This is a genomic window from Reyranella sp. GW821-FHT12G01 (genome assembly GCF_058806575.1).
The window spans coordinates 69,673-91,315 of record NZ_JBXAPV010000001.1 but is presented as its reverse complement, the minus strand read 5'-3'; the positions used below and the strand labels follow the sequence as shown (position 1 = coordinate 91,315).

The window sequence follows — 21,643 nt, the reverse complement described above, 5'->3', positions numbered from 1 at the left end:
ATGAGCTTCGAGATCTCGGTCGGCAGCGCCGACGACGTTCAGCGCATGGCCGCCTGGGCCAACGATGAAGGCTGGAACCCCGGCAACACGGATGCCCACGCCTTCTTCGCCGCCGATCCGGCTGCGTTCCTGATCGGCCGCCTCGATGGTGAGCCGCAGGTCTGCATCTCGGTCGTGAAGTACGGCGCCAGTTTCGGCTTCCTGGGCTTCTACATCACCCGGCCGGCGGTGCGTGGTAAGGGCTACGGCATACAAGTCTGGCGCGCCGGCATGGCGCGGCTCGCGGGACGCAATGTCGGGCTCGACGGCGTCGTGGCGCAGCAGGGCAACTACCAGAAGTCGGGCTTTCGCCGCGCCTGGAACAACGTCCGTTACGAAGGCGCCGTTCCGGCTTCGCTGCCGCCGGCGGGCGTCACTCTGGTCGATGCGCGCAGCATCGCCTTCGACAGGCTGGCCGCCTACGACCGCCGCTTCTTCCCCGAACCGCGGGACGCTTTCCTCGCCTCCTGGATCTCGCTGCCGGAACGGGCCGCGCTGGTGGCGGTGCGCGACGGCGAGATCGTGGGCTTCGCGGTGATGCGCCACTCGGCGTCGGCTGCGCGCGTCGGCCCGCTCTACAGCGCGACGCCGGAGATCGCCGCCGCGCTGGTCGGCGCGCTCTCGGGCCGCCTCGGCGTCAAGGCCGCCGCGATCGACGTGCCCGATCGCAACAAGCCGGCAGTAACGCTGTTCGAGAAGATGGGCCTGAAGCCCTCCTTCGAGGCCGCGCGCATGTACACGGGCGCGGACCCCGACGTCGACTATGCCGGCCTGTTCGGCGTGACCAGCCTGGAGCTCGGCTGATCCTTGCCTGTCAGGTCCTAAGGGGCCTTCTTGACGTTCCAGAAGACCGGAGCAGGCGAGGAGAGGCTGCCGGTGATGTTCTTGCGGATCGCCATCGGGATGTTGAACTGGCCGAGCTGCGCCATCGTCGGATATTCCGACTCGCGCACCTGAACGGCGGTCGCCAGTTCCTTGCGCTTGGCGGGATCGGTCGTCTTGGCGAAGGCGTCGCGCAGTTCCTCGAGCTTGGCGTCGCAGGGCCAGCCGATGGCGGCCTTGTCACAGGCCGCACCGATGAAGGCCGACACGATCGGATCGAGCAGGTCGGCCGAAACCCATGACGTCATGAAGCCGCTCCAGCCGCCGGCGTTCAGCGGCTCCTTGCGCGATCGGCGCGACAGCACCGTCTGCCAATCCATCGCCTGCATGTCGACGACGAACCCGCCGCGCTCCAGCAGCGACTTGGCGATTGGGGTCAAGCGGCCGGTGTTGGTGTCGGTGGCGAACAGCAGCACCACGGGCGTGCCGTCATAGCCTTCCTGCTTCAGGATTTCCTTCGACTTTGCGAAGTTCGATTCGAGCTTGTCCTCGAAACCGGCGTTGGTCGCGTAGGGCGTGCCGCAGATGAAGAGCGCCTTGCACTCCTTGAAGTATTTCGGGTCGTTGATGGCGGCCAGCAGGAAGTCCTTCTGGTTCAGCGCGTAGAGCGCGGCCTGGCGGATCTTCGCGTTGTCGAACGGCTTGTGCAGCACGTTGAAGCGCAGGCTGTACTGGCTGCCGAGCGGATTGAGGTCCTTCACCTCGATGTTCTTGTCCTTCTCGATCAGCGGCAGCATCTCGATCAGCGGCTGTTCGAGGACGTCGATCTCGCCGGTCAGCAGCGCGTTGGCCGCCGTCTGCGGATCGGGAATGTTCACCCATTCGACGCGATCGACATAGACGGTCTTGCCACCCGACAGGGCCGAAGGCGGCTCGGCGCGCGGCTTGTAATTTTTGAACTTGTCGTAGACGGCCTTCTCTCCCGGCCGCCACAGGTCGGCGCGGAACACGAACGGACCGGAGCCGATGAACTCCTTGATCTGCGTGTTGCCCGGCGTCTCGGCGACCCTCTTGGGCATGATGAACGGCACGTTCGAGCTGGGCTTGCCCAGCGACTCGATCACCAGGCCATAGGGCTCGTTGAGGGTAAGCGTGAAGGTCTTGTCGTCGACGGCGTTCATCGCCTTGGTGAAGGTCATCAGCTTCTGGCCCATCGCATCGCGCGAGGCCCAGCGCTTGATCGAGGTGATGCAATCCTCGGCTGTCACCGGCGCGCCGTCATGGAACTTGAGCCCGTCGCGCAGGGTGAAAGTGTAGGTGAGCTTGTCGTCGCTCACCTTCCAGCCCTCGAGCATCTGCGGCTTCACGTCGAGCTTGTCGTCGACCGCGAGCAAGGTGTCGTAGACCATGTAGCCGTGATTGCGGACGATGTAGGCGGTGGTCCAGATCGGGTCGACGATCTTCACGTCCGAATGCATGACCACCTTCAGGGTCTGCGCTTCGGCCGAGGCCGCGAACAGCGCCGTCGTCGCCGCGGCAATCGCCGCCCACTTCATCTTCCGCATCACCTGCCTCCTTGTTCTCTCGTTTTCCCGATTCTATCGTCCCGTTGCGGTGCCTATGCAACAGGCATGCCTTGCAGGAGCGCAAAAACATGGATGGCCGGCCCGATTCGATCCGAAACGTTTCCTGGGCCGTGGTCCGGGACGGCGCCGAGAAGCGCCACATCTATCGCCGCGAGATCGACCTGCACCTGAAGGACGGCCGCATCGTCGAGATCACGCCGGCCGGCGCACGACCCACGGGGCCGGGCGAGACGGTGATCGATGGCAGCGGGATGCTGGCGCTGCCCGGCCTGATCAACATCCATTCCCATCCCTCGACCGAGCCCGGCTATCGCGGCGTGCGCGAGGATCATGGGGTCCCTGAGCAGCAGATGACCGGCCTGATGGAACGCCTGCAGGCGTTTCGTCTCGGCGACGACGGTCGCCAAAGCGCGGCGACGATGGCCTATTCCGAGATGCTGCGCGCCGGCACCACGACGGCGTGCGACGTCACCGTGCCGTTCGACGGCTGGCTGGAGACGATGGCACAGAGTGGCATGCGTTTTCATGCGGCGCCGACTTTTGCCTCGGCGCGCTGGGGCATGGCCTCGCCGCAGACCGTGACCTGGAAGTGGGACGAAGCGGCCGGCCTCGCGCAATTCGAGAAGGCGAAGCGGGTGATGGACGAGGCTGAGGCGCATAATTCCGGACGCCTTGATGCCGTGGTCTTCCCGGCGCAGATCGACACGGTGACGCCGGAACTGTTCGCCGCCGGGCGCAAGCACGCGGACGATACGGGTCGCCGCTTCTCGACCCATGTCGGCCAGTCGGTGGTCGAGGTGCGCGAGATGATCCGCCGCCACAACATGACGCCCATCCAGTGGGCGGCGCAGCAGGGGCTGATGAAGGGCGACACGATCATGGCGCACTGCATCCTGCTCGACGACCATCCGCAGATAAACTGGCACACGCGCAAGGACCTCGACCTGATCGCCGAGGCCGGCGCGTCGGTGGCGCATTGCCCGCAGCCGTTCGCGCGCTATGGCCTCGCCATGGATCATGTCGGTCGCTACCGCGCGCGCGGTGTCAACGTGGGGCTGGGCACCGACTGCGCGCCGCACAATCTGATCGAGGAGATGCGGCTCGCGATCGTTGCCGGTCGCCTGATGAGCGAGGACATCCGCAGCCTCGACACGGCCGGCGCTTTCGAGGCTGCAACCTTCGGCGGAGCGGCGGCGCTCGGCCGCGACGATATCGGTGCGCTGGCGCCTGGTATGTCGGCCGACATCGTGCTGGTCGACCTCAACCATCTGCTGATGCAGCCGGCACGCGACCCGCTGCGATCGTTCGTCTTCCATGCCGCCGATCGCGCGGTGCGGACGGTGCTGGTCGACGGCGAGGTGGTGCTGAAGGACGGCGACCCGGTCCATCTCGACCCGGCCGCTGCCGCGGAGCGCTTGGCCGAGGCGCAGGCTCGCATGCTGCGCGACTCGGTCAAGCTCGACTACGCCAACCGCCCCGGCGAGGAGATCTCGCCGCTGTCGTTGCCGATTGCCTAGCCTTGTCATCGCGAGCGGGGTAACCCCCGCTCTGGAGCGTAGCGAAGGATCTAATCTTCGCTACGCAGTACTCTGGTCGCTCGGCTAGGTCCTTCGCTAACGCTCAGGACGACAGTCAGCCGTCGTTGCTCTCGTCCGGTGCATCCGGCGTCAGCGCTTGCGCCACGGCGTCGTCGACCTTCTCGAGCCAGATGAACTCGAGCGTGTTGCGCACCTCTTCGGGGATGTCGTCGTAGTCGCGCTTGTTGCGCGCCGGCAGCATCACGCGCGTGATGCCCGCGGCGGCGGCAGCCACGACCTTCTCCTTGATGCCGCCGACCGGCAGCACCAGGCCGCGCAGGCTGATCTCGCCGGTCATGGCGGTATCGCTGCGGATGGTGCGGCCCGTCATCAGCGACGACAGCGCCATGAACATCGCGACGCCCGCGCTCGGCCCGTCCTTGGGCGTGGCGCCGGCCGGCACGTGGACATGGATGTCGTTCTTCTCGAACAGGGCCGGATCGATGCCGATCGACTTGGCCTTGTTCTTGAGAACGCTGAGTGCGGCCTGCGCGCTCTCGCGCATCACCTCGCCGAGCTGGCCCGTGAGGATCAGCCGGCCGCCACCGGGCGAACGCGTCGCCTCGATGAACAGGATGTCGCCGCCGACCGGTGTCCAGGCAAGGCCTGTCGCCACGCCGGGCACGCTGGTGCGCATCGCCGCCTCGTTCTCAAAACGGAGCGGTCCCAGCAGTTCCTCGATGTCGGCGGTGCCGATCTGCACCTTGGTCGCCGAGCCCTCGGCCACCTGCACCGCGACGTGGCGCAGGGCACGGCCGATCTCGCGTTCGAGCCAGCGGACGCCGGCCTCGCGCGTGTAGCCCTCGATGATCAGCTTAAGCGCGGCATCGTCGATGCCGGCCTGCTCGGCCGTCAGGCCGTTGGCTTCGAGCTGGCGCCGCACGAGGTAGCGCTTGGCGATCTGCAGCTTCTCGCCGGCGGTGTAGCCGGAGAGCTGGATGATCTCCATGCGGTCGCGCAACGGGCCGGGGATCGTGTCGAGCATGTTGGCCGTGGCGATGAACACGACCCGGCTCAGGTCGAACGGCACGTCGAGATAGTTGTCGCGGAACGTACCGTTCTGCTCGGGGTCGAGCACTTCGAGCATCGCTGCCGACGGATCGCCGTGCACGCCGCTGCCCATCTTGTCGATCTCGTCGAGCATCATCACGCAGTCGCGCGAGCCCGCCTTGCGGATCGCCTGGATGATCGTACCCGGCAGCGCGCCAATGTAAGTGCGGCGATGTCCGCGGATCTCGGACTCGTCATGCACGCCGCCGAGGCTCACCCTCGCGAACTTGCGGCCCATCGCCTTGGCGATCGACTGACCCAGCGAGGTCTTGCCGACGCCCGGCGGGCCCGCGAAGCACAGGATCGGCGCCTTGCCTTCGGGCGCCAGCTTGCGCACGGCGAGATACTCGACGATGCGCTTCTTGATCTTCTCCAGGCCGAAATGATCGGCGTCGAGCACCTTCCGTGCCTCGGCAATGTCGATCGGCTGCGTCTCGGGCAGCGCCCAGGGCAGCTCGACCAGCGTGTCGAGATAGGTGCGGATCATGCCGTGCTCGGCCGACGCCTCGGGCGTGCGTTGCAGGCGACGCAGTTCCTTGCGCGCGGCGGTCTCGGCCTCCGGCGGCATCTTCGCCTCGGTGATCGCCTTGTCGAGATCGGCGATCGCCTGCTTGTTGGAATCGTCCTCGCCCAGCTCGCGTTGGATCGCGGCCATCTGCTCGCGCAGCACCATCTCGCGCTGGCGGGCATCGAGCGAGCTCTTGGTCTTGCTGCCGATCTCGCTGCTGATGCGCAGCACTTCGAGCCGCTTCGACAGTAGCTCCGTCACCTTGTCGAGACGCGGCACGAGGTCGAGCGCTTCCAAGATCTCCTGCTTCTCGTCGGGCTTGGAATCGAGATAGGAGGCCGCGAGATCGGCCAGCGACCCGGCCGATGTCGTGTTCTCGACCGTCTGGCGCAGCTCCTGCGGTACCTGCGGCAGCAGGTCGAGCGTGTCGCGGATCTGCTGCTTCAGCACATTGAAGCGCGCCTCGATCTCCGGCCCCGTCGTGGTCGGCTCGGCCAGGTGCAGGCCGCGCGCCAGCATGAAGGGATAGCCTTCGACGAAGTCGCTGATCCTGAAGCGCTGCACGCCCTGGCAGACGATGTGATGGTTGCCGTCCGGCGTCGTGACGTAGCGCAGGATGTTCACGATCGTGCCGACCGAATGGAGATCGGCGGGCACGAGGTCTTCCTTCGCGGGATCGCGCTGCAGCACCAGCAGGACCTGGCGCTGCTCACGCACGGCCTGCTGGATGGCGGCGATCGACGAGGGACGGCCGACGCTGACCGGGAACACCATCTCGGGGAACAGCACGAGGTCGCGCACCGGCACGACGATCAGCGCATCGGACGGCAGGGGCTTGGCGTCGGGCTTCGGCGCCGCGGTTTCGGGCTTCGCGCTCATAGGCTGAATCACTTCGTCCTGCGGGCTCATGGCTGCCTCCGCGCGACGGCTTTGGCCAGTGTGACGGCCAGGCAACCGTTCACTTCGAAACGACGCACTTCGCCATACCGGCCGGCCGGCAGCTCGATGCGGCGCTCGAACCGGCCCTGCGGCAACTCCATGCGATGGATTTTTGCGGTGCGCAGCTCGGCCGGAACAGTGCGCTCGCCGGACAGGACCAGCGTGCCGTTCTCGATCACGGCCTCGACCTTCTGAACGTCGACACCGGGCAGCGCGGCGAGGATCAGCACCTCGCGCTCGGTCTCCAGCACGTCGACCGGCGGCTCCCAGTTGGGGCGCAGGCGGCCTGCCACCTGCGGCTTGAATACCTGCTGATGCAGTCGCTCGGCCTGCGCCAGCATCTGCAGCGCTTCCGACCACATCCAGTCTCGGGGATCGCCTCTCGTCATAAGCCCGGGCCTCCAATACCCACCCCAATGTGGGAATTGCCTTGGCCGGAGGCAACTACCGTTGTCGGTTACCGATTTCGTCCTGGCATCAAGGCGAGCCAGAGCGAGATCACGGTCGAGGCGATGGCGACGGCCTGCAGAGCGGACAACGGCTCCTGCAGGATCGCGATGCCGCTCACGATCGCCACGATGGGAATGGCGATCGAGGAGAGGGCGGCGACCTGCGCCGGCAGGAGCTTCACCAGCATGAACCAGGCGCTGGTGCCCAGCGCCATCGGGATGGCGCCGGTGTAGATCGTGGCGACCAGCACCGTGGTCGAGGGCCAGTGTGTCGGCAGGCCGTCGAAGATCAGGGCGCCCAGCGCGATCGGCGGCAGCATCAGCAGGAGCTGCCAGAAGGTGAGCGAGAGCCCCATGCCGCCCCAGCTCGTGCGCTTCACGACGAAGGTGCCGATCGCCCAGCAGAAGCCCGCCAGCAGGCCCCAGAACAGGCCGAGCGGCGCGGAGGCGTAGCTCTGGAAGTTGGGGATCATCAACGCTGCGACGGCGGCCGCGCCAATCAGGATGGCGGCCAGCAACCGCCCCGTCAGCTTCTGGCCGAACACCACGAAGCCCAGCACGGCCACCCACAGCGGCATCGTATAGGCCAGCACCGAGGCATGGCCCGAGGGAATGTAGAGCACCGCGAACGAGGTCGCGATGTTCCATATGCCGATGTTCATCGTCGAGGCGAGGAGGAGCGCCGGCCACTTGCCCTTCGGCACGGCGAGACTCTCCCGGCGCACCAGCAGGATCGCGCTCATCATCAGGATGCCCGACGACAGGACGAGGGTGCGGAAGGTCAGTACCGGCAGCTCGCTGAGCGCGATCCGGAACAGCGGCCAGTTGGTCCCCCACATGAGGGTCAACGCGCCGAGCAGCGCCAGCACTTTGGGCGAAACACGAGACATCAGCGGATGGAAGCGATCAGGCCTGGTGTTCTTCAGGCGCCTGCAGGTAGCAGCCTTCGATGCGCCAGCTTCCGTCGGGCTGCTGGCTCATCGGATAGAAGGCGTTGACCGGCCGGCCATCGGGACCGATCACATGGACCTTCTGCGTCACCATACCGTGGAGCGTGACGATCTCGCGGAACTCGAAGACACGCGGCCGGTACACCGGGCGATAGCCCTGCCGCACTACGTCCATGAAGGTCTCGGAGCTGCCGAACATGCCCTGGATGTTGGGCGAGGCGTAACCGAACGCCGCATCGCCGTCGTCGCGGCGGAAGGCCTCGACCTGGCCCTCGATCGCCTCGCGGATAGCGGTCTGGTCGGAAGGCGAGACCACCTGCGCCGCGGCCGGCAGCGCCAGGGCGAGCATCACGCCGAGAAGAGCGAAGAAGCGAAGGGCCATGCACGTCATGTTACGCTCCAGGTCCTGGATACGCGACTGCTCTGACGGCAGATCAGCTCACCGATCGGTGAGTGACTGATGGGAGGCTACTGGAGCGGAACGGGACGCCGGGTCGGCTGCGGCGTCACGGCGTTGCCCGCGCCGCCCGCCGGCGCGCCGAGACGGCCGATGTTCACGCCGTAGGCGAGGGCGGCGAGATTGCTGCGCTCGCGGCCCAGGAAGGCGTTGTCACGGCTGATCTCGGCGTTGAGATCGGTGATCAGCTTGTCGATCTGCTGCATCGAGCGCCGGGTGTCGGCCTCGATGGCGCGCAGGTCGCGGTGATCCTGGTCGACGGCGCCGCCGACCATGAAGGTCGCGCGCACGTTCTCGAGCAGGTAGCCCGTGACCGACGCCTGGGTCGTGACCTGGCTGGCCAGCGAATTCAGCGAACCGACGCCCAGCGTGATGGCGTCGAGCTTGGCTTGCGCGGCGTTCCACTGGTTCACGAGGTCGGGATTGCCCGGCGTCGTGCCGGCCTGCAGGCGGGAGGTGATGCCGCTCACCAGGCTCGAATAGGCCTGGGTGTCGCCCGCGAGCTGGCCGCGCGTGGCGTTGAGCTGGGCCTGCTGGGTCGCGATGCCGTTGTTCAACGACGCCTGGTCGCTGCGAAGCTGCTGGATGCGCTGGCGGACGGTCTGCGTACCGATCTGGGTGATCGGCGGATTGGCGGAATTCTGCGGAGGCGCGCTGGGGGCGGGGGCGAAGACGTTGTTCTCCGCGCATCCACTCAGGACGATCGCAGCCAGGAGAAGCGCTGATCGTGGAACTCTTAGCGCCATCTTTGGCCTCGAACCTGCCCCGGTAGCATCGATCTGGTGCTCCGATCCGGCTCCCGCGCGCAGGAAAGGCCAGCTCGGGACACGTGTCCCCAAATCCAGATGGCAGTCATGCTATCTGAAAGCAAGCAAAACTGACAGGTCGTTTTCCCAACGAGTTGAATGACTTGCCGGTCGTTTGCACGCTGTTTCCGGGGCTTTTTGCCGGGTGATTTCGCATCCGCGGCGGCGCCGCGTCGCAGCTGCGAATCTGGCCGTACTCGGCTTGCAACGCCGGAACAGTTTCATTAGGTTGCGCCCTTCTTCGCCGGACCCCTCGGGGCTCGGCCGTGCGCCCGTAGCTCAACTGGATAGAGCATCTGACTACGAATCAGAAGGCTGGAGGTTCGACTCCTTCCGGGCGCGCCATTCTCTCTCGTCTCCAAGCGGGCTAGCGTTCCAACGCTGGCCCGTTTTGCTGTCCGGCGGAAACATCACCTGCATCCCCCAAACAGAAGCCCGCCCCGGGGATCCGGAGCGGGCTGTCGTGTGACCAGGCGCAGGCAGATAGCCTTGCCCTTCGTTATATCGTCCTAGCGTCGCACCGGGCCGCCGGTACTCGGCCTCATTGCCTGCGAATCGCTGAACACGACCTGGAACAGTTCGCGGAAGAGTTCCGCAACCTTGGGATCGTCCGGCGTCGAAGCCGCGGTCCGGGCCGTCGTCATCGACATCGCCATGTCGTTGCGACAGTAGACGGCAAACAGGTTGAGCGCGCCCGGACGTCCCGCCTTGAAGCGCGTGGTGCCCTTGCACACGCTGTCCCCGTTCAGGTCGTTGGCGGCGTTGGAGACCAGCACGAGGCGATAGTCGGGACGCGGTTCGTCCACGGGCGCCGCGTAGGTGAAGGTCAGCCTGGGACGGGGCTTGGCCGCCTGCATGACGGGAAGCAAGCCCGCGGCCGCCTGCTCGGGCGGCAACGCGTCGAAGGGATTGCCGGCGAGAACCACGCGGAAGTTCTTTCCGTCGGCCGCCGTCCAGAAATCCTGGAAGTCGTATTGGGTCGCATAGAAGGTGCCGCTGATCGTGGCGGCACTCGCCACCGTCGCAACCGGCGCGAGGGACAGAGCGGTGAGCGCGCCGAGAAGGCCTGTTTTGAGACGCATGTTTCCTCGCTGGGGTTCTGGGCTGGGTTCCGGGCTAGGCCGGAAACATGAAGCGCACTCAACGCTCTTTGCTGGTGGCGGTCTGTTCGGCCGGAAACGGGCTCCGGGCATTACCGCGGAATATCTTTTTGCCGGGGAGGTAATCCCGCTTCAGTTTGGCCGCGTGCGCGGCGGAACGCACGGATGATCGAAGAGCAGCCACTTCGCCGCAGTGCGGCTGTGGACCTTTTCCAGCCCCATCCCGTTTCTTGGTGGTGTTCCACCAGTGTGAGGTTTTTCGATGTCCGTGATTGAAGCGGTCCCGCCGCCCTCGAAAGCCCTGTTCTTCCTCGAAAGCCGGGCGCTCCCCGAGTTCAGCGCCTTCTGCATGATGCGGCCATGGCTGTCGCTTGCGCCCGGCGGCGATGGTCATCCGGTGCTGGTGTTGCCGGGATTGCTCGCCGACGACGCCAGCACGCGGCCACTGCGCGACTTTCTCAAGGGCCATGGCTATCGCGTCCACGGCTGGAAGCAGGGCCGCAATTGCGGACTGCGCGAGAATGTCGAGGCCGAGATGGTGGCGAGGGTCGACGAACTCTTCGAACGCCATGGCCGGCGCAGGATCAGCCTCGTGGGCTGGAGCCTGGGCGGGCTTTATGCGCGCCACATCGCCAAGATCAGGGCCGACAAGATCCGCTGCATGATCAGCCTGGGCAGCCCCTTCAACGGCTCGCCGCTCAGCACGAACGCCTGGCAGGTCTACGAATGGGCGTCCGGCACCCGGGTCGAGGACCAGCTGGAACTGAGCAGCGGCGCGCTCGCCGAGGCGCCGCCTGTTCCCACCACCTCGATCTTCAGCCGGACTGATGGGATTTGCGCGTGGCAGAACTGCCTGAACGAGGAGGCCGACAACGCCGAGAACATCGAAGTGATCGGCAGCCATTGCGGCCTCGGTCATCATCCAGCGGCGGTGTTCGCCGTGGCCGACCGCCTGGCGCAGCCCGAGGGCCAGTGGCGGAAGTTCGACCGCTCGGGCTGGAAGAGCTTCGTCTATCCCGACTGGCGTCGCGAATAGGAGGCGGCGCTCGTCGGCCGGCTTTTGAGGCCGGCGGTAAAGCGACTATCCTGCCGGTAGCGCCCGGATGGGAGAGGGCGCCGAGCCATGGAAAAGAGCTACGTCAATCTGCTGCGGGGCGATCCCGCTCCCCGCTTCCAGGCCGCGACGACCGGCAACCCGCGCTACATCTTCGACACGGTGGCGGGCCGTTATGTCGTGCTCTGCTTCTTCGTGTCGGGCACCTCGCCCGGCGGGGCGGCCGCGCTGCAGGCCGTGGCGGCCAATCGCCAGAAGTTCGACGACGAGCGGGCGTGCTTCTTTGGCGTCACCGTCGATCCGACCGATCGCGATACCGGCCGGGCCGTGCCGAGCGTTCCCGGCATCCGCTATTTCTGGGATTTCGACGGGGCGGTGTCGAAGACCTACGGCGCGGTGCCGCGCGAGGCCACGACCGGCACGCCGATCGACGTGCGGCAGTTCTGGCTGGTGCTCGACCCGACCCTGCGCGTGCTGGAGATCTTTCCCTTCAAGCCCGGCGGCGCGGACTGCGCGGAAGTGTTCGCCTATCTCGATTCGCTGCCGCCGCCGTCCCTGCATGCCGGCCGGTCGCTGCAGGCGCCGGTGCTGCTGCTGCCCAACGTCTTCGAGCCCGCCTTCTGCCGCGGTCTCATCGCGCTTCACGAGACCGACGGTGGCCGCGACACCGGGTTCATGAGCGAGGTCGACGGCAAGACCGTCGAACTGGTCGATCCGGCGCGCAAGCGACGCCGCGACTGCATCGTCGAGGACCAGCAGATCATCCTGGCGGTGCAGCAGCGCATCAGGCGACGCATCGTGCCGGAGATCGCCCGGCTCTATTTCTTCGAGGCCACCCGCATCGAACGCTATCTCGTCGGCTGCTACACGGCCGAGGACGGCGGTCACTTCGCGCAGCATCGCGACAACACGACCAAGGGCACGGCGCACCGGCGCTTCGCGATCTCGATCAACCTCAACGAGGATTTCGACGGCGGCGACGTGAGCTTTCCCGAATACGGCCCGCAGGGCTTCAAGCCGCCGCCCGGCGGCGCCGTGGTGTTCTCCTGCTCGCTGATGCATGCCGTCTCCCCGGTGACGCGCGGCCGGCGCTACGCGTTCCTGCCGTTCCTCTACGACGAGGCGGCCGCCCGGCTCCGGGAAGCGAACAACAAGTTCCTCGATCCGTCGGTCGGCGCGTACAAGAACGGCTAGGCCGCCTTCGCCTTGCGCTGCATCCAGAAGCAGCCGCCGTGCTTCTCCACGTCGCCGAAGTGCGGTCCTTCGAAGATCTTCAGCGCGTAGGGCATCAGCGCGGGGCTGCTCGAGACCAGCCCGTTGGGCAGGAGGATCGTGTCGTCGCCGCCACCGCCCATCAGGTAGGCCATCAGCAGGTATTGCTCGTTGAAGAAGCGGCCACGCCAGGCCTGCGGGTAGTCGCAGGGAAAGAAGATGTCGTGCAGGCCCCAGACAGTGCCGGGCGCGAGGACCGGCAGGATCTCCATGAAGAAGACCGTGACGTCGGAGTTCTGAAAAGCGCGGTGCGAATTGTCGACGAAGAGCATGGCGTCGCCGGGCAGGCCGGCGAAGAAGCCCATGTCCATGTCCTCGCAGGGATGGCGGATCACCTCGTCGCAGATCGCATCGACCTCGCGGCGCGGATGCGGATCGATCGAGACGATCCGGGTCCGCAAGCCATGATCCTGGATCGCGCGCCGGGCAAACTTGGTCGAGTTGCCCGAGCCCACTTCGACATAGACCGACGGATTGTTCAGCGCGAGCAGCCCGTAGAGCGAGACGGCGTCGAGGCCTGGGAACGAGCCATTGATCCAGCGCGGCGCTGGATCGTCGTCGCTTGCGCGGGCGGGAATCTTCTCGAACCAGGGGCGATAGGCGGTGAAGCGGGCGAACAGCGCCTTGTAGTCGTCGGCCGTTTCATAGGCCTTGCGCGTCAGGGCGTTGACGCCGGGCGACCGGCTCCAGTCCCGCTCCCGGGGATGATAGCCGTAATCGAAGACCACGCGCCGTTGCCGGCCGGATCGGGTCGATTTGAGCAAGCGCTGCAGCACGGACATCGCCTTCTTGTGGCACAAACCTCCCGCCTGCCCAAACGGCGAGGCCTGGCCTAGACTTGGGCAAGGTGTCGAAATTCTTGCGCTCCGCCGGCCTGCTGGGCCTTGCTGTCCTCGCCGGCGCCGCGATCTGGCTGGCGCGGCTCGACGAGCTCAGGCTCGGCGGTCCCCGCGCCGACTACTTCCTCTACCTCGCGGCGCTGTTCGCGGGCGCGACCCTCGTGGCGCGCTGGCCGCGCCTGTCCGGCGTGCTGCTGGTGCTGGCCTGCGTGGACTTCACCTGGGGGCTGGGCTCGTGGGCGCTGGCGCCGTCCGGCGCGCCGTCGCTTCTGCCGCCGGTCACCGCGGAGCCCGCGCGCTTCGAATGGCACCCGCTGCTGCAGGCCGCACCGGTGCCCGGCCTCGCCTTCACCAGCGCGACCGGGCTCGCCATCCGCCACTCCGCGCAAGGCACGCGCGGACGCGATCCCGAGCCTGCGCGACTGGCCGACAGCGGCGTCGTGGCGGCGTTCGGCGGATCGGCGACCTACGATATCGGCAACGGCGAGGGCGACACCTGGCCCGAGCGTCTCGACGCGGCGTTGCGCGGCGACCGGTTGCTCGTCGTCAATCATGGCGTGCCGGGCTACACGACGGCCGAGCACGTGCTGCAGACCGCCTTCTATCCGGAGAAGTTCGGCAAGGCGCCGCGCTGCGCCCTCTACTTCGTGGGCTGGAACGACCTGCGCAACGCGCACATTCCCAGCCTCGACGCCGGCTATGCCGACTTCCACCTGCCGAGCCAGGTCGATTCGCTGAAGGTGCGTCGGCTCGGCGGCTCCAACGTCACGCTCTCGCCGCTGCTCACCGTGCTGACGCGCCTCGTCTCCGCCGAGATCGACACCGTGCGTTACGCCAAGGACCCCTACGCACTGCCGCCCGCCAGCGGGCCCGATGCGGCGCAGGAAGCGATCTTCGAGCGCAACGTTCGCTCGATCTCTTCCATCAACCGGCAGCGCGGCACGCCGACCATCTGGGTCGGACAGGTCGTCAACCGCGAGCGGCTGAAGGGCGAGGGGCTCTATGGCTGGCTGCCGCGGGTGCGCGACCGCGACCTGGGGACGTTGCTGGATCGATCCAACGCGCTGCTCGAGCGCACGGCGAGGGCGCTGGGCGACACCTATGTCGCGCTGCCCGCCAGTGCGTTCGGCCCGGCCGACTTCGTCGACGAAGGACACTTCTCGGCGGCGGGCGCGCGCCGCTTCGCCGATCTGCTCACGCCCGTCGTGCGGGAGACGTGTCGGTAGAAGGCTTGCCGGTCGCTGCGCGGGATTCTACTTCTGTGGCATGACTTCTCCGTCCCGCGTGATCCTCATCACCGGTGCCTCCTCGGGCATCGGCGCCGCAACCGCCCGCGCGCTGGCCGCGCCCGACACGGCGATCGCCCTGCATGCGCGGCGGAACAAGGCCGGCCTCGAGCGTGTCTCGGCCTTCGTCACCGGCGCCGGCGGGCAGACGCTGATCCTCGAAGGCGACCTCGCCGAGACCGGAACGGCGGCGCGCCTCGTCGAGGAGACCGCGAAGAAGTTCGGCCATCTCGACGTGATCGTGAGCAACGCGGGCTTTGCCAATCGCACGCCGGTGGGCGAGCTCGACCGCGCCGCCTGGGACGCCAGCCAGAATGCGATGACGGCCGCCTTCTTCGAACTGGCGACGGCCGCCAAGCCGTGGCTCGTGAAGGCAGGCGCCGCAGGCCGCCTCGTCGGTGTCTCGTCCTTCGTGGCGCACGCCTTCGCGCGCGGCCTCATGACCTTCCCGGCCTCGGCCGCGGCCAAGGCGGGCGTCGAGGCTTTCTCCAAGGCTTTCGCCGTCGACATCGCAGGCTCAGGCGCCACCGTGAACTGCGTGGCCCCCGGCTTCATCGAGAAGGATCCCGATGCGCACGCCGCCGTGCCGCGCGCTGGCATGGAGAAGATCACCCAGTCGATCCCGATGGGCCGCTACGGCAAGCCCGCCGAAGTGGCGGCGCTGATCGCCTTCCTGTGCTCGCCGGCCGCGAGCTACATCACCGGCCAGACCGTCCACGTGAACGGCGGCGTGACGCTGTAGCGCGGAATCGAAGCCCGCAGAATCCACATCGAGCCTTCAAACAACGACCTCACCCTGAGGAGCGCTCCGCAGGAGCGCGTCTCGAAGGGTGGGCGCGCGCACCACGTTTGTGCCCATCCTTCGAGACGGCCACTTCGTGGCCTCCTCAGGATGAGGTGGTGCGGGCGGTCGCTCACCCGATCGAGCCCACCAGGCGGATGATGTCGATGCCCTTGGCGTCGATCCCGAACCAGTCGAGGTAGAGCGGGACCTGGTGGTCGAGCATGTGCCGGCCATGGTGGATGCGCCGCCCGTGGGTGCGGGCGCGCTTCAGCAGCGGCGTTTCGGCCGGGCTCATGATCACGTCCGCCACCACGACGTCGGGATCGAGCGTCACCGGATCGAAGGCCTGCGGATCGTCGGGGCGCAGGCCGAGCGGCGTGGCGTTGATCGCGATGTGAATGCCCTTGGGGGGCGAGCGGACCTCGGCGACCGGCACGTCGGGATAGTGGTTGAGCAGGCGGTCGATTGCCTTGCCGGCCCGCGCTTCCTGCAGTTCGGTGACGAGCAGGCGGCCGACGCCGGCCTCGCAGAGCGCCGCGGCGATGGCGCCGCCGGCGCCGCCGAGACCGACCAGCCAGACGCTGGCGCCCGTCACGCGATGACCCTGCGCTTCGAGGCCGCGCACGAAGCCCACGCCGTCGACATTGTCGCCCGACAGCGCGCCGTCGGGATCGCGGCGCACCAGGTTGACGCTGCCGGCGGCCAGCGCGCGCGGCGTGGCGCGGCCCAGCAGTTCGAGCATCGCGGTCTTGTGCGGGATGGTGACGGTGAAGCCGCCCAGGTTGCGCATCTTGGAGAGCGCATCGAGCATCAGCGGCAGCAGGTCGGGGCCGCCTTCGAACGGCAGCCACACGGCGTTGGCGCCGGTGGCGGCGAAGACCTGCGGCATCACGCCGGTCATGCGGAGCTGGCGGATGGGATCGCCGATCGTGCCGTAGAGGCGCGTGGCGCCGTTGACCTGGAACAGGCCGTTGAAGAGCTGCGGATCGTTCAGATTCATGCGCCCTCAAAAGAAAACGGCGGAGCTTGCGCTCCGCCGTCGATCTTGGCTGTGCGGGATGCCCAGCGCTAGAGGTTCTTCAGCACGTGCTCGGCCGAGGAGACCTCGAATGCGCCCGGCTTCTCGACGAACAGCTGCTTGATGGTGCCGTCCTCGACGACCATGGCGTAGCGCTGGCTGCGCGTGCCGAGGCCGAACTTCGAGCCGTCCATCGTCAGGCCCATCGCCTGGGTGAACTCGCCGTTGCCGTCGCCCAGCATCATGACCTTGTCGCCGGCCTTCTGGTCCTTGCCCCAGGCGCCCATGACGAACGCGTCGTTGACCGAGATGCAGGCGATCGTGTCGACGCCCTTGGCCTTCAGCTTGTCGAATTCCGTGACGAAACCCGGCACGTGCTTGGCCGAGCAGGTCGGGGTGAACGCGCCCGGCAGAGCGAAGGCGACGACCTTCTTGCCCGGTGCGAAAAGCTCTTCGGTGGTCACGGCCTTGGGGCCTTCGGGACCCATCGTGCGCAGCGTGGCGCTGGGGACCTTGTCGCCGACTTTCGCCATTATTAGCTCCTTAATATAGCGCCGCCCAACCGCGGCCTTTGCGAACCGGCGGACCCTAGGCCGGGGTGGGGTTTTTGTCCATGCGAGGAGGCGGCGGCACAGGCCTTGCGTTTAGACCGGACAATCCCCATGGATTCAGGAGATGATTGATCATGCCCGGGTCTAGCTCTCCCGCCGCCACTCTGGTCGGCCGCTTCCTGGTAGCCGCGCCGTCGATGCCCGACGAGCGCTTCCAGAAGAGCGTCGTTTTCATCTGCAAGCACGACGACGACGGCGCGCTGGGCATCATCGTGAACAACAAGGTCGACGACCTGCCGCTGGGGCAGGTCTACAAGCAGCTCGGGATCACGGTTCCGAAGGCCGCGGCCGACTGGCCCGTCCTGTTCGGCGGCCCGGTCGAGACCTCGCGCGGCCTCGTACTGCATTCGTCCGACTATAAACGTGACGAGACCCTGCTGATCGAGGGCGGCATGGCGCTCACCGCCTCGCTCGAGATCCTGAAGGACATGGCCGGCGGCAGCGGCCCCAAGAACGCCTGGCTGGCGCTCGGCCATTCCGGCTGGGCGCCGGGCCAGCTCGATCGCGAGATGCAGGACAATGCCTGGCTCGTGGTCGACGGCGATGCCGAACTGGTGTTCGACGCCGACTTCGCCGCCAAGTGGCAGCGTGCTCTCGACCGCCTGGGCCGCGGCGGCCCCGGCGCCAAGTTCGACCTGGCGTCCTTCTCTCCCCAATCGGGCCGGGCGTAGCTTCCAAAACAGCTGATCTGCGAGTGCAGAAAACCTGCATGCATTGCGGTGCATCAGGTGTGCGTGTTCGCGTCTGGATTGTACTTAACTTCCCCAGGCAAACGGGCCTATAGCGCAAGGACGTCGACCGCCTGCCTCCCTTCGCGGACGACGTGCGTACCCGGGACGTCCGCCTTCCTTTCCCCAACCCCAAACAGGGAATGCGGGCGTCCCGTCCTCGGCGGTCGACGCGAGTATCCGAAGTCGCCCGTGACGCCCTTCCATGAAGCCGAAGCACGCGTTGATGCGCTCGATGACGGGCAGATCAACCGATGAGAACTGGAATCTCAGGAAGACCGGAGAGGCGATGACCGCGTAGCTTCGAGATGCGCAGCTCGACCGTGTCGGCCCGCGTCTCGCAGTCCCGGTCGCGATCGCCAGTGCGCTGAGCCAGCCAGGCCTCGCTCTTCTCGCCATGGGCTGCACCCGTAAGCGCCCCGACCTCCGAGGATGCACGAGAACACACTAGAGACAGTATCGATGCAGCGGTGAAGAGCGGACGTCTATCGCCTGAAGCCGGGGCCAAGGCCATGGAGAATGTGGACAACAGGAACGTGACCATCATCACGGTCGGTACTGGAAGCGCGCGCAACGGTGTGGTTGAACGAATCGTGGGTGGCGAGCGCGCCGTCGTCCATCCAGAGCGGAGGCCCTGATGCCCAGAAACTTTGACCCCGTGGATGACCGCAAATTCTACCTCGACTTCCATATGCCACGGGTAACGAAGTTCGAGCCTGAAAAGACCGGCTCGTTCAATCGAGCAGGCTATATGTCGTCTAGATTAAGTGATCTGATTCGGGCCCATCTTCTGGGCCTGCGCGATCGGGTACTGCCGACGGCGCAGGCGCTTGTGGCCTGGATGGAAGTACAAACGGCGCCGCCAGAGGGCAAGGATTCCGATGAATCTTTTGACGCTTATCAATGGTGGCAGACGCTGGGCTTATGCAAGTGGCTGATCGATGGTGATCCGGCAGTGGCCGAGTTCACCCGCGGGAGCGAAGCCGACTGGCGACAGTGGGACCAGTTCGACCGCCTCTTGCCCAACGGGGCGAAGCTGCTGATGCGGGAAGGGCTCGAACTCGCGCTGCCGCTCAACATGGCGGCTCGACGCTATGACGTCGGCCTGAAGCTCTGTCAGGAGGCGGGACTCACCACCAAGCCTTCGTCGGCACCGGCCATCGTGCGGGCGGAACTGATGTACGGGCAATGGGCTTGCCGTCATCTCGCCGATGGCGGCAAGGCTGACGCGGTCTATGTTGCCAAGGGTGAGGAGATGCTGCGCAAGGTCATGTCGGAACGCTTCATCGAGAACGGCTATCATACGAAGATGGCGATGTGGCTGAAGGCGATCTACCACGACAGCGGCGTCACGCGGACGCCGGAGGAGACCATCCTCAAGGCTTACGACACGATGACCGGCGTCGAGAAGCCAGCTTTCGCAAAGGTCTGACGTCGGGAAGAGTTTTTAGCGAGCAACTGCCGCAGCAGAGGCGATTCCGGCGAGCCAGATATTGGTCGTCGGTGCCGGAAAGCCCGGCCGCGGAGTCATGGCCGCGCAACGAGCTGGGCGACGATCATCCGCTGGGCCTTCAGGCCGACGAGATGTTCGCGCGCCAGCTCGACACCGGGTTCGCGGGCGAGGTGCGCGGGCTGGTGAACGACCCGGCGACGGGCCTCGCGGGCCGCGACCCCGAGGGAGCACTTGCCGGTATCGCCGGGACCATCCCGCTGCTGGCCGAGTTGAAGGACCGGTACCTCTCGCAGGCGATCGGCCCGCGCCAGAAGGCGATGCTCGAGCCGCTGATCGACCGCCGCCTCGACCGCGCGGGCGGCGACCTCGGCCGGATCGTGGCGCAGGCGACGTCGGTGCTGGACGACCGCATCGTGGCCGAGCGCCTCGCCGACCTGGGGCGTGACGCGGCGCTGTCCTGGCAGGACCGGGCCCATCTGCGCACGCTGGGCCGCACGGCGGTGGGCGAGCTGCGCTATCAGGGCGAACGAAAGGGCTGGGACGAGGTTCGGACCGACACGGCGGTGCGCACCGGCCTCAGCGATCTCTATGCCGGCGCGGTCGAGGCCGCGCTCGGCCAGGATCCCGAGCGCGCGGCGAAGCTCTACGACCACGCGCGCGACGTGATCCAGCCGGACCGGCAGGCGGCGGTCGAGCGCCGGATCGACCGGGCGCGCGAGGAGCGTCGCGTGACGGAGATCGTGGGCGACCTGGCCGACACGCCGGACGATCCGGCGCGGCGTCCGGCCCCCGACGACTACCAGGCGCGAGCCATCGACGCGACGCCGCCGGACGCCTCGCCGGAGGTGCGGGCGCAGATATCGAGGATGGCGCGGATCGAACAGGCGCGCGCCGATCGCGCATGGCAGGCGTCGCGGGGCCGCGCGGCCACCCGCGCGCTCGACTGGCTCGGCGCCAATCCCGGGGCGCCGCTGATGGCGATGCCGGCGGACCTGCGCGACGGGTTGAGCCCGGAGCAAACGGAGGCGCTCGACCGGACGGCGATGAACGGCGGCCGCGTCGTCACGGACCGCGACCTCTACGACAGGCTCGACGACCAGGCCGTGAACAATCCGGAAGAGTTCACCGGTCTCGATCTCGCTCAACACCGCCTGTCGCTCGGCGACATCGAGTACAACCGCCTGACCGAGCTCCAGCAGGTTCTTGCTGAGGGCAAACCCGATCCCGCCTTCGAGCGCCACCGTCTCGGCCGCCTGTTCCTCGGCGAGGGACTGCGAGCTGCCAACGTCGATCCCGACGGAGCGGAGGCACGGACCGCCCGGCAGAAATTCGACAGGCTGCTCGGCGCCTTCGAGACGGTCGAGGGCAAGCCGCCGACGATGGCCGACATTCGCGGCCTCGTCGATGACGTCGTGGGCGGCATGCTGCCAAGCCAGGAACCCGATCCGAATGTCATACAGGTCTCGGGCGACCAGTTGGACGAAGCGCCGCTGCAAGTGGTCGAAGCGAAGTAAGCGCTCGACGGGGCGGAGCCCCGCATTACTCACAACGAAGACAGCAGCGCGGAGGTAGGTGAAGCCTTCGATCCGCAGAACATCATTCTCGCGCAAGCCGGAGGTGGTGGTGCTCGTGGTGGTGGTGGTGGCCGCGTTCCTCCACCGTCCCGTCCACCTGCGGCGCCAAGCCAACGGCCCACACCGGGCCCCGGGCATAATCGGCAGCCGCGGGAGGTGCAGCCCGGACTGCCACAGGCAATCGAGAATTGGCGGCATTGGTTTCCGCCTTCACCTCAGCCATCGGGCACACAGCCCACGCCCGATACGGCCGGACCGGCAGCTGCCGTGGAGGAGAAGGCGGCCCGTGAGAGGATGGACACCTATACGACCTACCGCGAGCACCTGCAGAAGCTCGATCCGGACAATCCTCTGCTGAAGCTCGAACCGGTGCCCGGCGTGCCACCTGACCAGGTAATCGTCGATGGCATTCAGAAGGAGGTCGAGGCTGTCGTCCAAGGAAAGCTTGGTCGGTTCGTCTTCAAGAACTACGGCAAATATCCCGACGACAAGACGCTGAATGGTGAACGAGGCAACGGAGAGGACGTTCGATATTGCAGGGAGGCAACGCCAAAGCTGAGGCCGATTTTGCTGAGTTGAGTAAGCAGGCGACGCCCCATGCGGTCTCTTCTGGTCAGCATGCGGCATCGCAATCCATTTTGAGACTGCCGGGCAGGGATATGTATGTCGGCTATCGTATCAACAAGGACGGCTTGCCAACGATAGACATAAACTCGCCGCACACGGGCTCAATAAGATTCT

Annotated in this window: 20 protein-coding genes, 1 tRNA gene and 1 pseudogene; 11 read left to right on the top strand and 11 right to left on the bottom strand. The window is 66.8% G+C overall.

From position 1 onward, the window contains the following. Entirely contained in the window at positions 1-843 is an 843-nt protein-coding gene (locus AC1RP5_RS00440) for a GNAT family N-acetyltransferase (RefSeq protein WP_493108585.1), read from the top strand. Between the two features lie 17 nt (positions 844-860). On the opposite strand, the gene AC1RP5_RS00435 is transcribed toward AC1RP5_RS00440, so the two are convergent. Further along, positions 861-2,426 carry an ABC transporter substrate-binding protein gene (locus AC1RP5_RS00435; protein WP_493108584.1) on the bottom strand — a complete coding sequence of 522 codons (1,566 nt, stop codon included), beginning with the start codon at positions 2,424-2,426 and terminating at the stop codon, positions 861-863. Between the two features lie 89 nt (positions 2,427-2,515). Between AC1RP5_RS00435 and AC1RP5_RS00430 the strand changes: the two genes are divergently transcribed. Then, on the top strand, positions 2,516-3,964 hold the full coding sequence (locus AC1RP5_RS00430) for an amidohydrolase family protein (protein ID WP_493108583.1): 1,449 nt from the start codon (positions 2,516-2,518) through the stop codon (positions 3,962-3,964). A gap of 115 nt (positions 3,965-4,079) precedes the next feature. Here the strand turns inward: AC1RP5_RS00430 and lon are convergent, their stop codons facing one another. From lon to AC1RP5_RS00405, 5 genes are all read right to left on the bottom strand, one after another. After that, positions 4,080-6,461, bottom strand: a complete 2,382-nt coding sequence (gene lon / locus AC1RP5_RS00425) for an endopeptidase La (RefSeq protein ID WP_493113261.1) — start codon at positions 6,459-6,461, stop codon at positions 4,080-4,082. Positions 6,462-6,487: 26 nt separating this feature from the next. Then, positions 6,488-6,910, bottom strand: coding sequence for an Hsp20/alpha crystallin family protein (locus AC1RP5_RS00420; protein ID WP_493108582.1), 423 nt, complete (start codon positions 6,908-6,910; stop codon positions 6,488-6,490). 68 nt (positions 6,911-6,978) lie between these two features. Continuing rightward, on the bottom strand, positions 6,979-7,860 hold the full coding sequence (locus tag AC1RP5_RS00415) for a DMT family transporter (RefSeq protein WP_493108581.1): 882 nt from the start codon (positions 7,858-7,860) through the stop codon (positions 6,979-6,981). A gap of 16 nt (positions 7,861-7,876) precedes the next feature. Beyond that, complete coding sequence (locus AC1RP5_RS00410; RefSeq protein WP_493108580.1) at positions 7,877-8,302, bottom strand: DUF4864 domain-containing protein; 426 nt, start codon at positions 8,300-8,302, stop codon at positions 7,877-7,879. Positions 8,303-8,388: 86 nt separating this feature from the next. Next, positions 8,389-9,123, bottom strand: coding sequence for a hypothetical protein (locus tag AC1RP5_RS00405; RefSeq protein WP_493108579.1), 735 nt, complete (start codon positions 9,121-9,123; stop codon positions 8,389-8,391). A 328-nt stretch (positions 9,124-9,451) separates the two neighbouring features. Between AC1RP5_RS00405 and AC1RP5_RS00400 the strand changes: the two genes are divergently transcribed. Next, positions 9,452-9,528 (top strand) — tRNA-Arg (locus tag AC1RP5_RS00400). A gap of 164 nt (positions 9,529-9,692) precedes the next feature. Here the strand turns inward: AC1RP5_RS00400 and AC1RP5_RS00395 are convergent. Then, a complete protein-coding gene (locus AC1RP5_RS00395) occupies positions 9,693-10,265 on the bottom strand; it encodes a hypothetical protein (RefSeq protein ID WP_493108578.1) in 573 nt (190 codons plus the stop codon). Positions 10,266-10,545: 280 nt separating this feature from the next. Here AC1RP5_RS00395 and AC1RP5_RS00390 point away from each other — a divergent pair, with 280 nt between their 5' ends. Further along, positions 10,546-11,319: an esterase/lipase family protein gene (locus AC1RP5_RS00390; protein ID WP_493108577.1), complete on the top strand. Its 774-nt coding sequence runs from the start codon at positions 10,546-10,548 to the stop codon at positions 11,317-11,319. A gap of 87 nt (positions 11,320-11,406) precedes the next feature. Then, positions 11,407-12,531, top strand: coding sequence for a 2OG-Fe(II) oxygenase (locus tag AC1RP5_RS00385; protein WP_493108576.1), 1,125 nt, complete (start codon positions 11,407-11,409; stop codon positions 12,529-12,531). On the opposite strand, the gene AC1RP5_RS00380 is transcribed toward AC1RP5_RS00385, so the two are convergent. Then, positions 12,528-13,385: a class I SAM-dependent methyltransferase gene (locus tag AC1RP5_RS00380; protein ID WP_493108575.1), complete on the bottom strand. Its 858-nt coding sequence runs from the start codon at positions 13,383-13,385 to the stop codon at positions 12,528-12,530. The genes AC1RP5_RS00385 and AC1RP5_RS00380 overlap by 4 nt on opposite strands. Before the next feature lie 71 nt (positions 13,386-13,456). Here AC1RP5_RS00380 and AC1RP5_RS00375 point away from each other — a divergent pair, with 71 nt between their 5' ends. Further along, positions 13,457-14,674, top strand: coding sequence for an SGNH/GDSL hydrolase family protein (locus AC1RP5_RS00375; RefSeq protein WP_493108574.1), 1,218 nt, complete (start codon positions 13,457-13,459; stop codon positions 14,672-14,674). Positions 14,675-14,714: 40 nt separating this feature from the next. Beyond that, entirely contained in the window at positions 14,715-15,476 is a 762-nt protein-coding gene (locus AC1RP5_RS00370; protein ID WP_493108573.1) for an SDR family NAD(P)-dependent oxidoreductase, read from the top strand. 172 nt (positions 15,477-15,648) lie between these two features. Here the strand turns inward: AC1RP5_RS00370 and AC1RP5_RS00365 are convergent, their stop codons facing one another. Both AC1RP5_RS00365 and AC1RP5_RS00360 read right to left on the bottom strand, forming a co-directional pair. Next, positions 15,649-16,518 carry a shikimate dehydrogenase family protein gene (locus AC1RP5_RS00365; protein WP_493108572.1) on the bottom strand — a complete coding sequence of 290 codons (870 nt, stop codon included), beginning with the start codon at positions 16,516-16,518 and terminating at the stop codon, positions 15,649-15,651. 68 nt (positions 16,519-16,586) lie between these two features. Beyond that, entirely contained in the window at positions 16,587-17,069 is a 483-nt protein-coding gene (locus AC1RP5_RS00360) for a peroxiredoxin (RefSeq protein ID WP_493108571.1), read from the bottom strand. Positions 17,070-17,221: 152 nt separating this feature from the next. Here AC1RP5_RS00360 and AC1RP5_RS00355 point away from each other — a divergent pair, with 152 nt between their 5' ends. Beyond that, positions 17,222-17,818, top strand: a complete 597-nt coding sequence (locus tag AC1RP5_RS00355; RefSeq protein WP_493108570.1) for a YqgE/AlgH family protein — start codon at positions 17,222-17,224, stop codon at positions 17,816-17,818. A 352-nt stretch (positions 17,819-18,170) separates the two neighbouring features. Here the strand turns inward: AC1RP5_RS00355 and AC1RP5_RS00350 are convergent. Then, positions 18,171-18,302: pseudogene (locus tag AC1RP5_RS00350) on the bottom strand (transposase); the annotation flags it as partial. A 210-nt stretch (positions 18,303-18,512) separates the two neighbouring features. On the opposite strand from AC1RP5_RS00350, the gene AC1RP5_RS00345 reads away from it, so the two are divergent. The 3 genes from AC1RP5_RS00345 to AC1RP5_RS00335 all read left to right on the top strand — a co-directional run bounded on the left by AC1RP5_RS00345 (position 18,513) and on the right by AC1RP5_RS00335 (position 21,481). Then, complete coding sequence (locus AC1RP5_RS00345; protein WP_493108569.1) at positions 18,513-19,307, top strand: hypothetical protein; 795 nt, start codon at positions 18,513-18,515, stop codon at positions 19,305-19,307. 71 nt (positions 19,308-19,378) lie between these two features. Beyond that, positions 19,379-20,842 (top strand): hypothetical protein, encoded by a 1,464-nt coding sequence (locus tag AC1RP5_RS00340; protein ID WP_493108568.1) that lies wholly within the window; start codon positions 19,379-19,381, stop codon positions 20,840-20,842. Between the two features lie 354 nt (positions 20,843-21,196). Further along, positions 21,197-21,481, top strand: coding sequence for a hypothetical protein (locus AC1RP5_RS00335; RefSeq protein WP_493108567.1), 285 nt, complete (start codon positions 21,197-21,199; stop codon positions 21,479-21,481). The last annotated feature ends 162 nt before the right edge of the window (positions 21,482-21,643 follow it).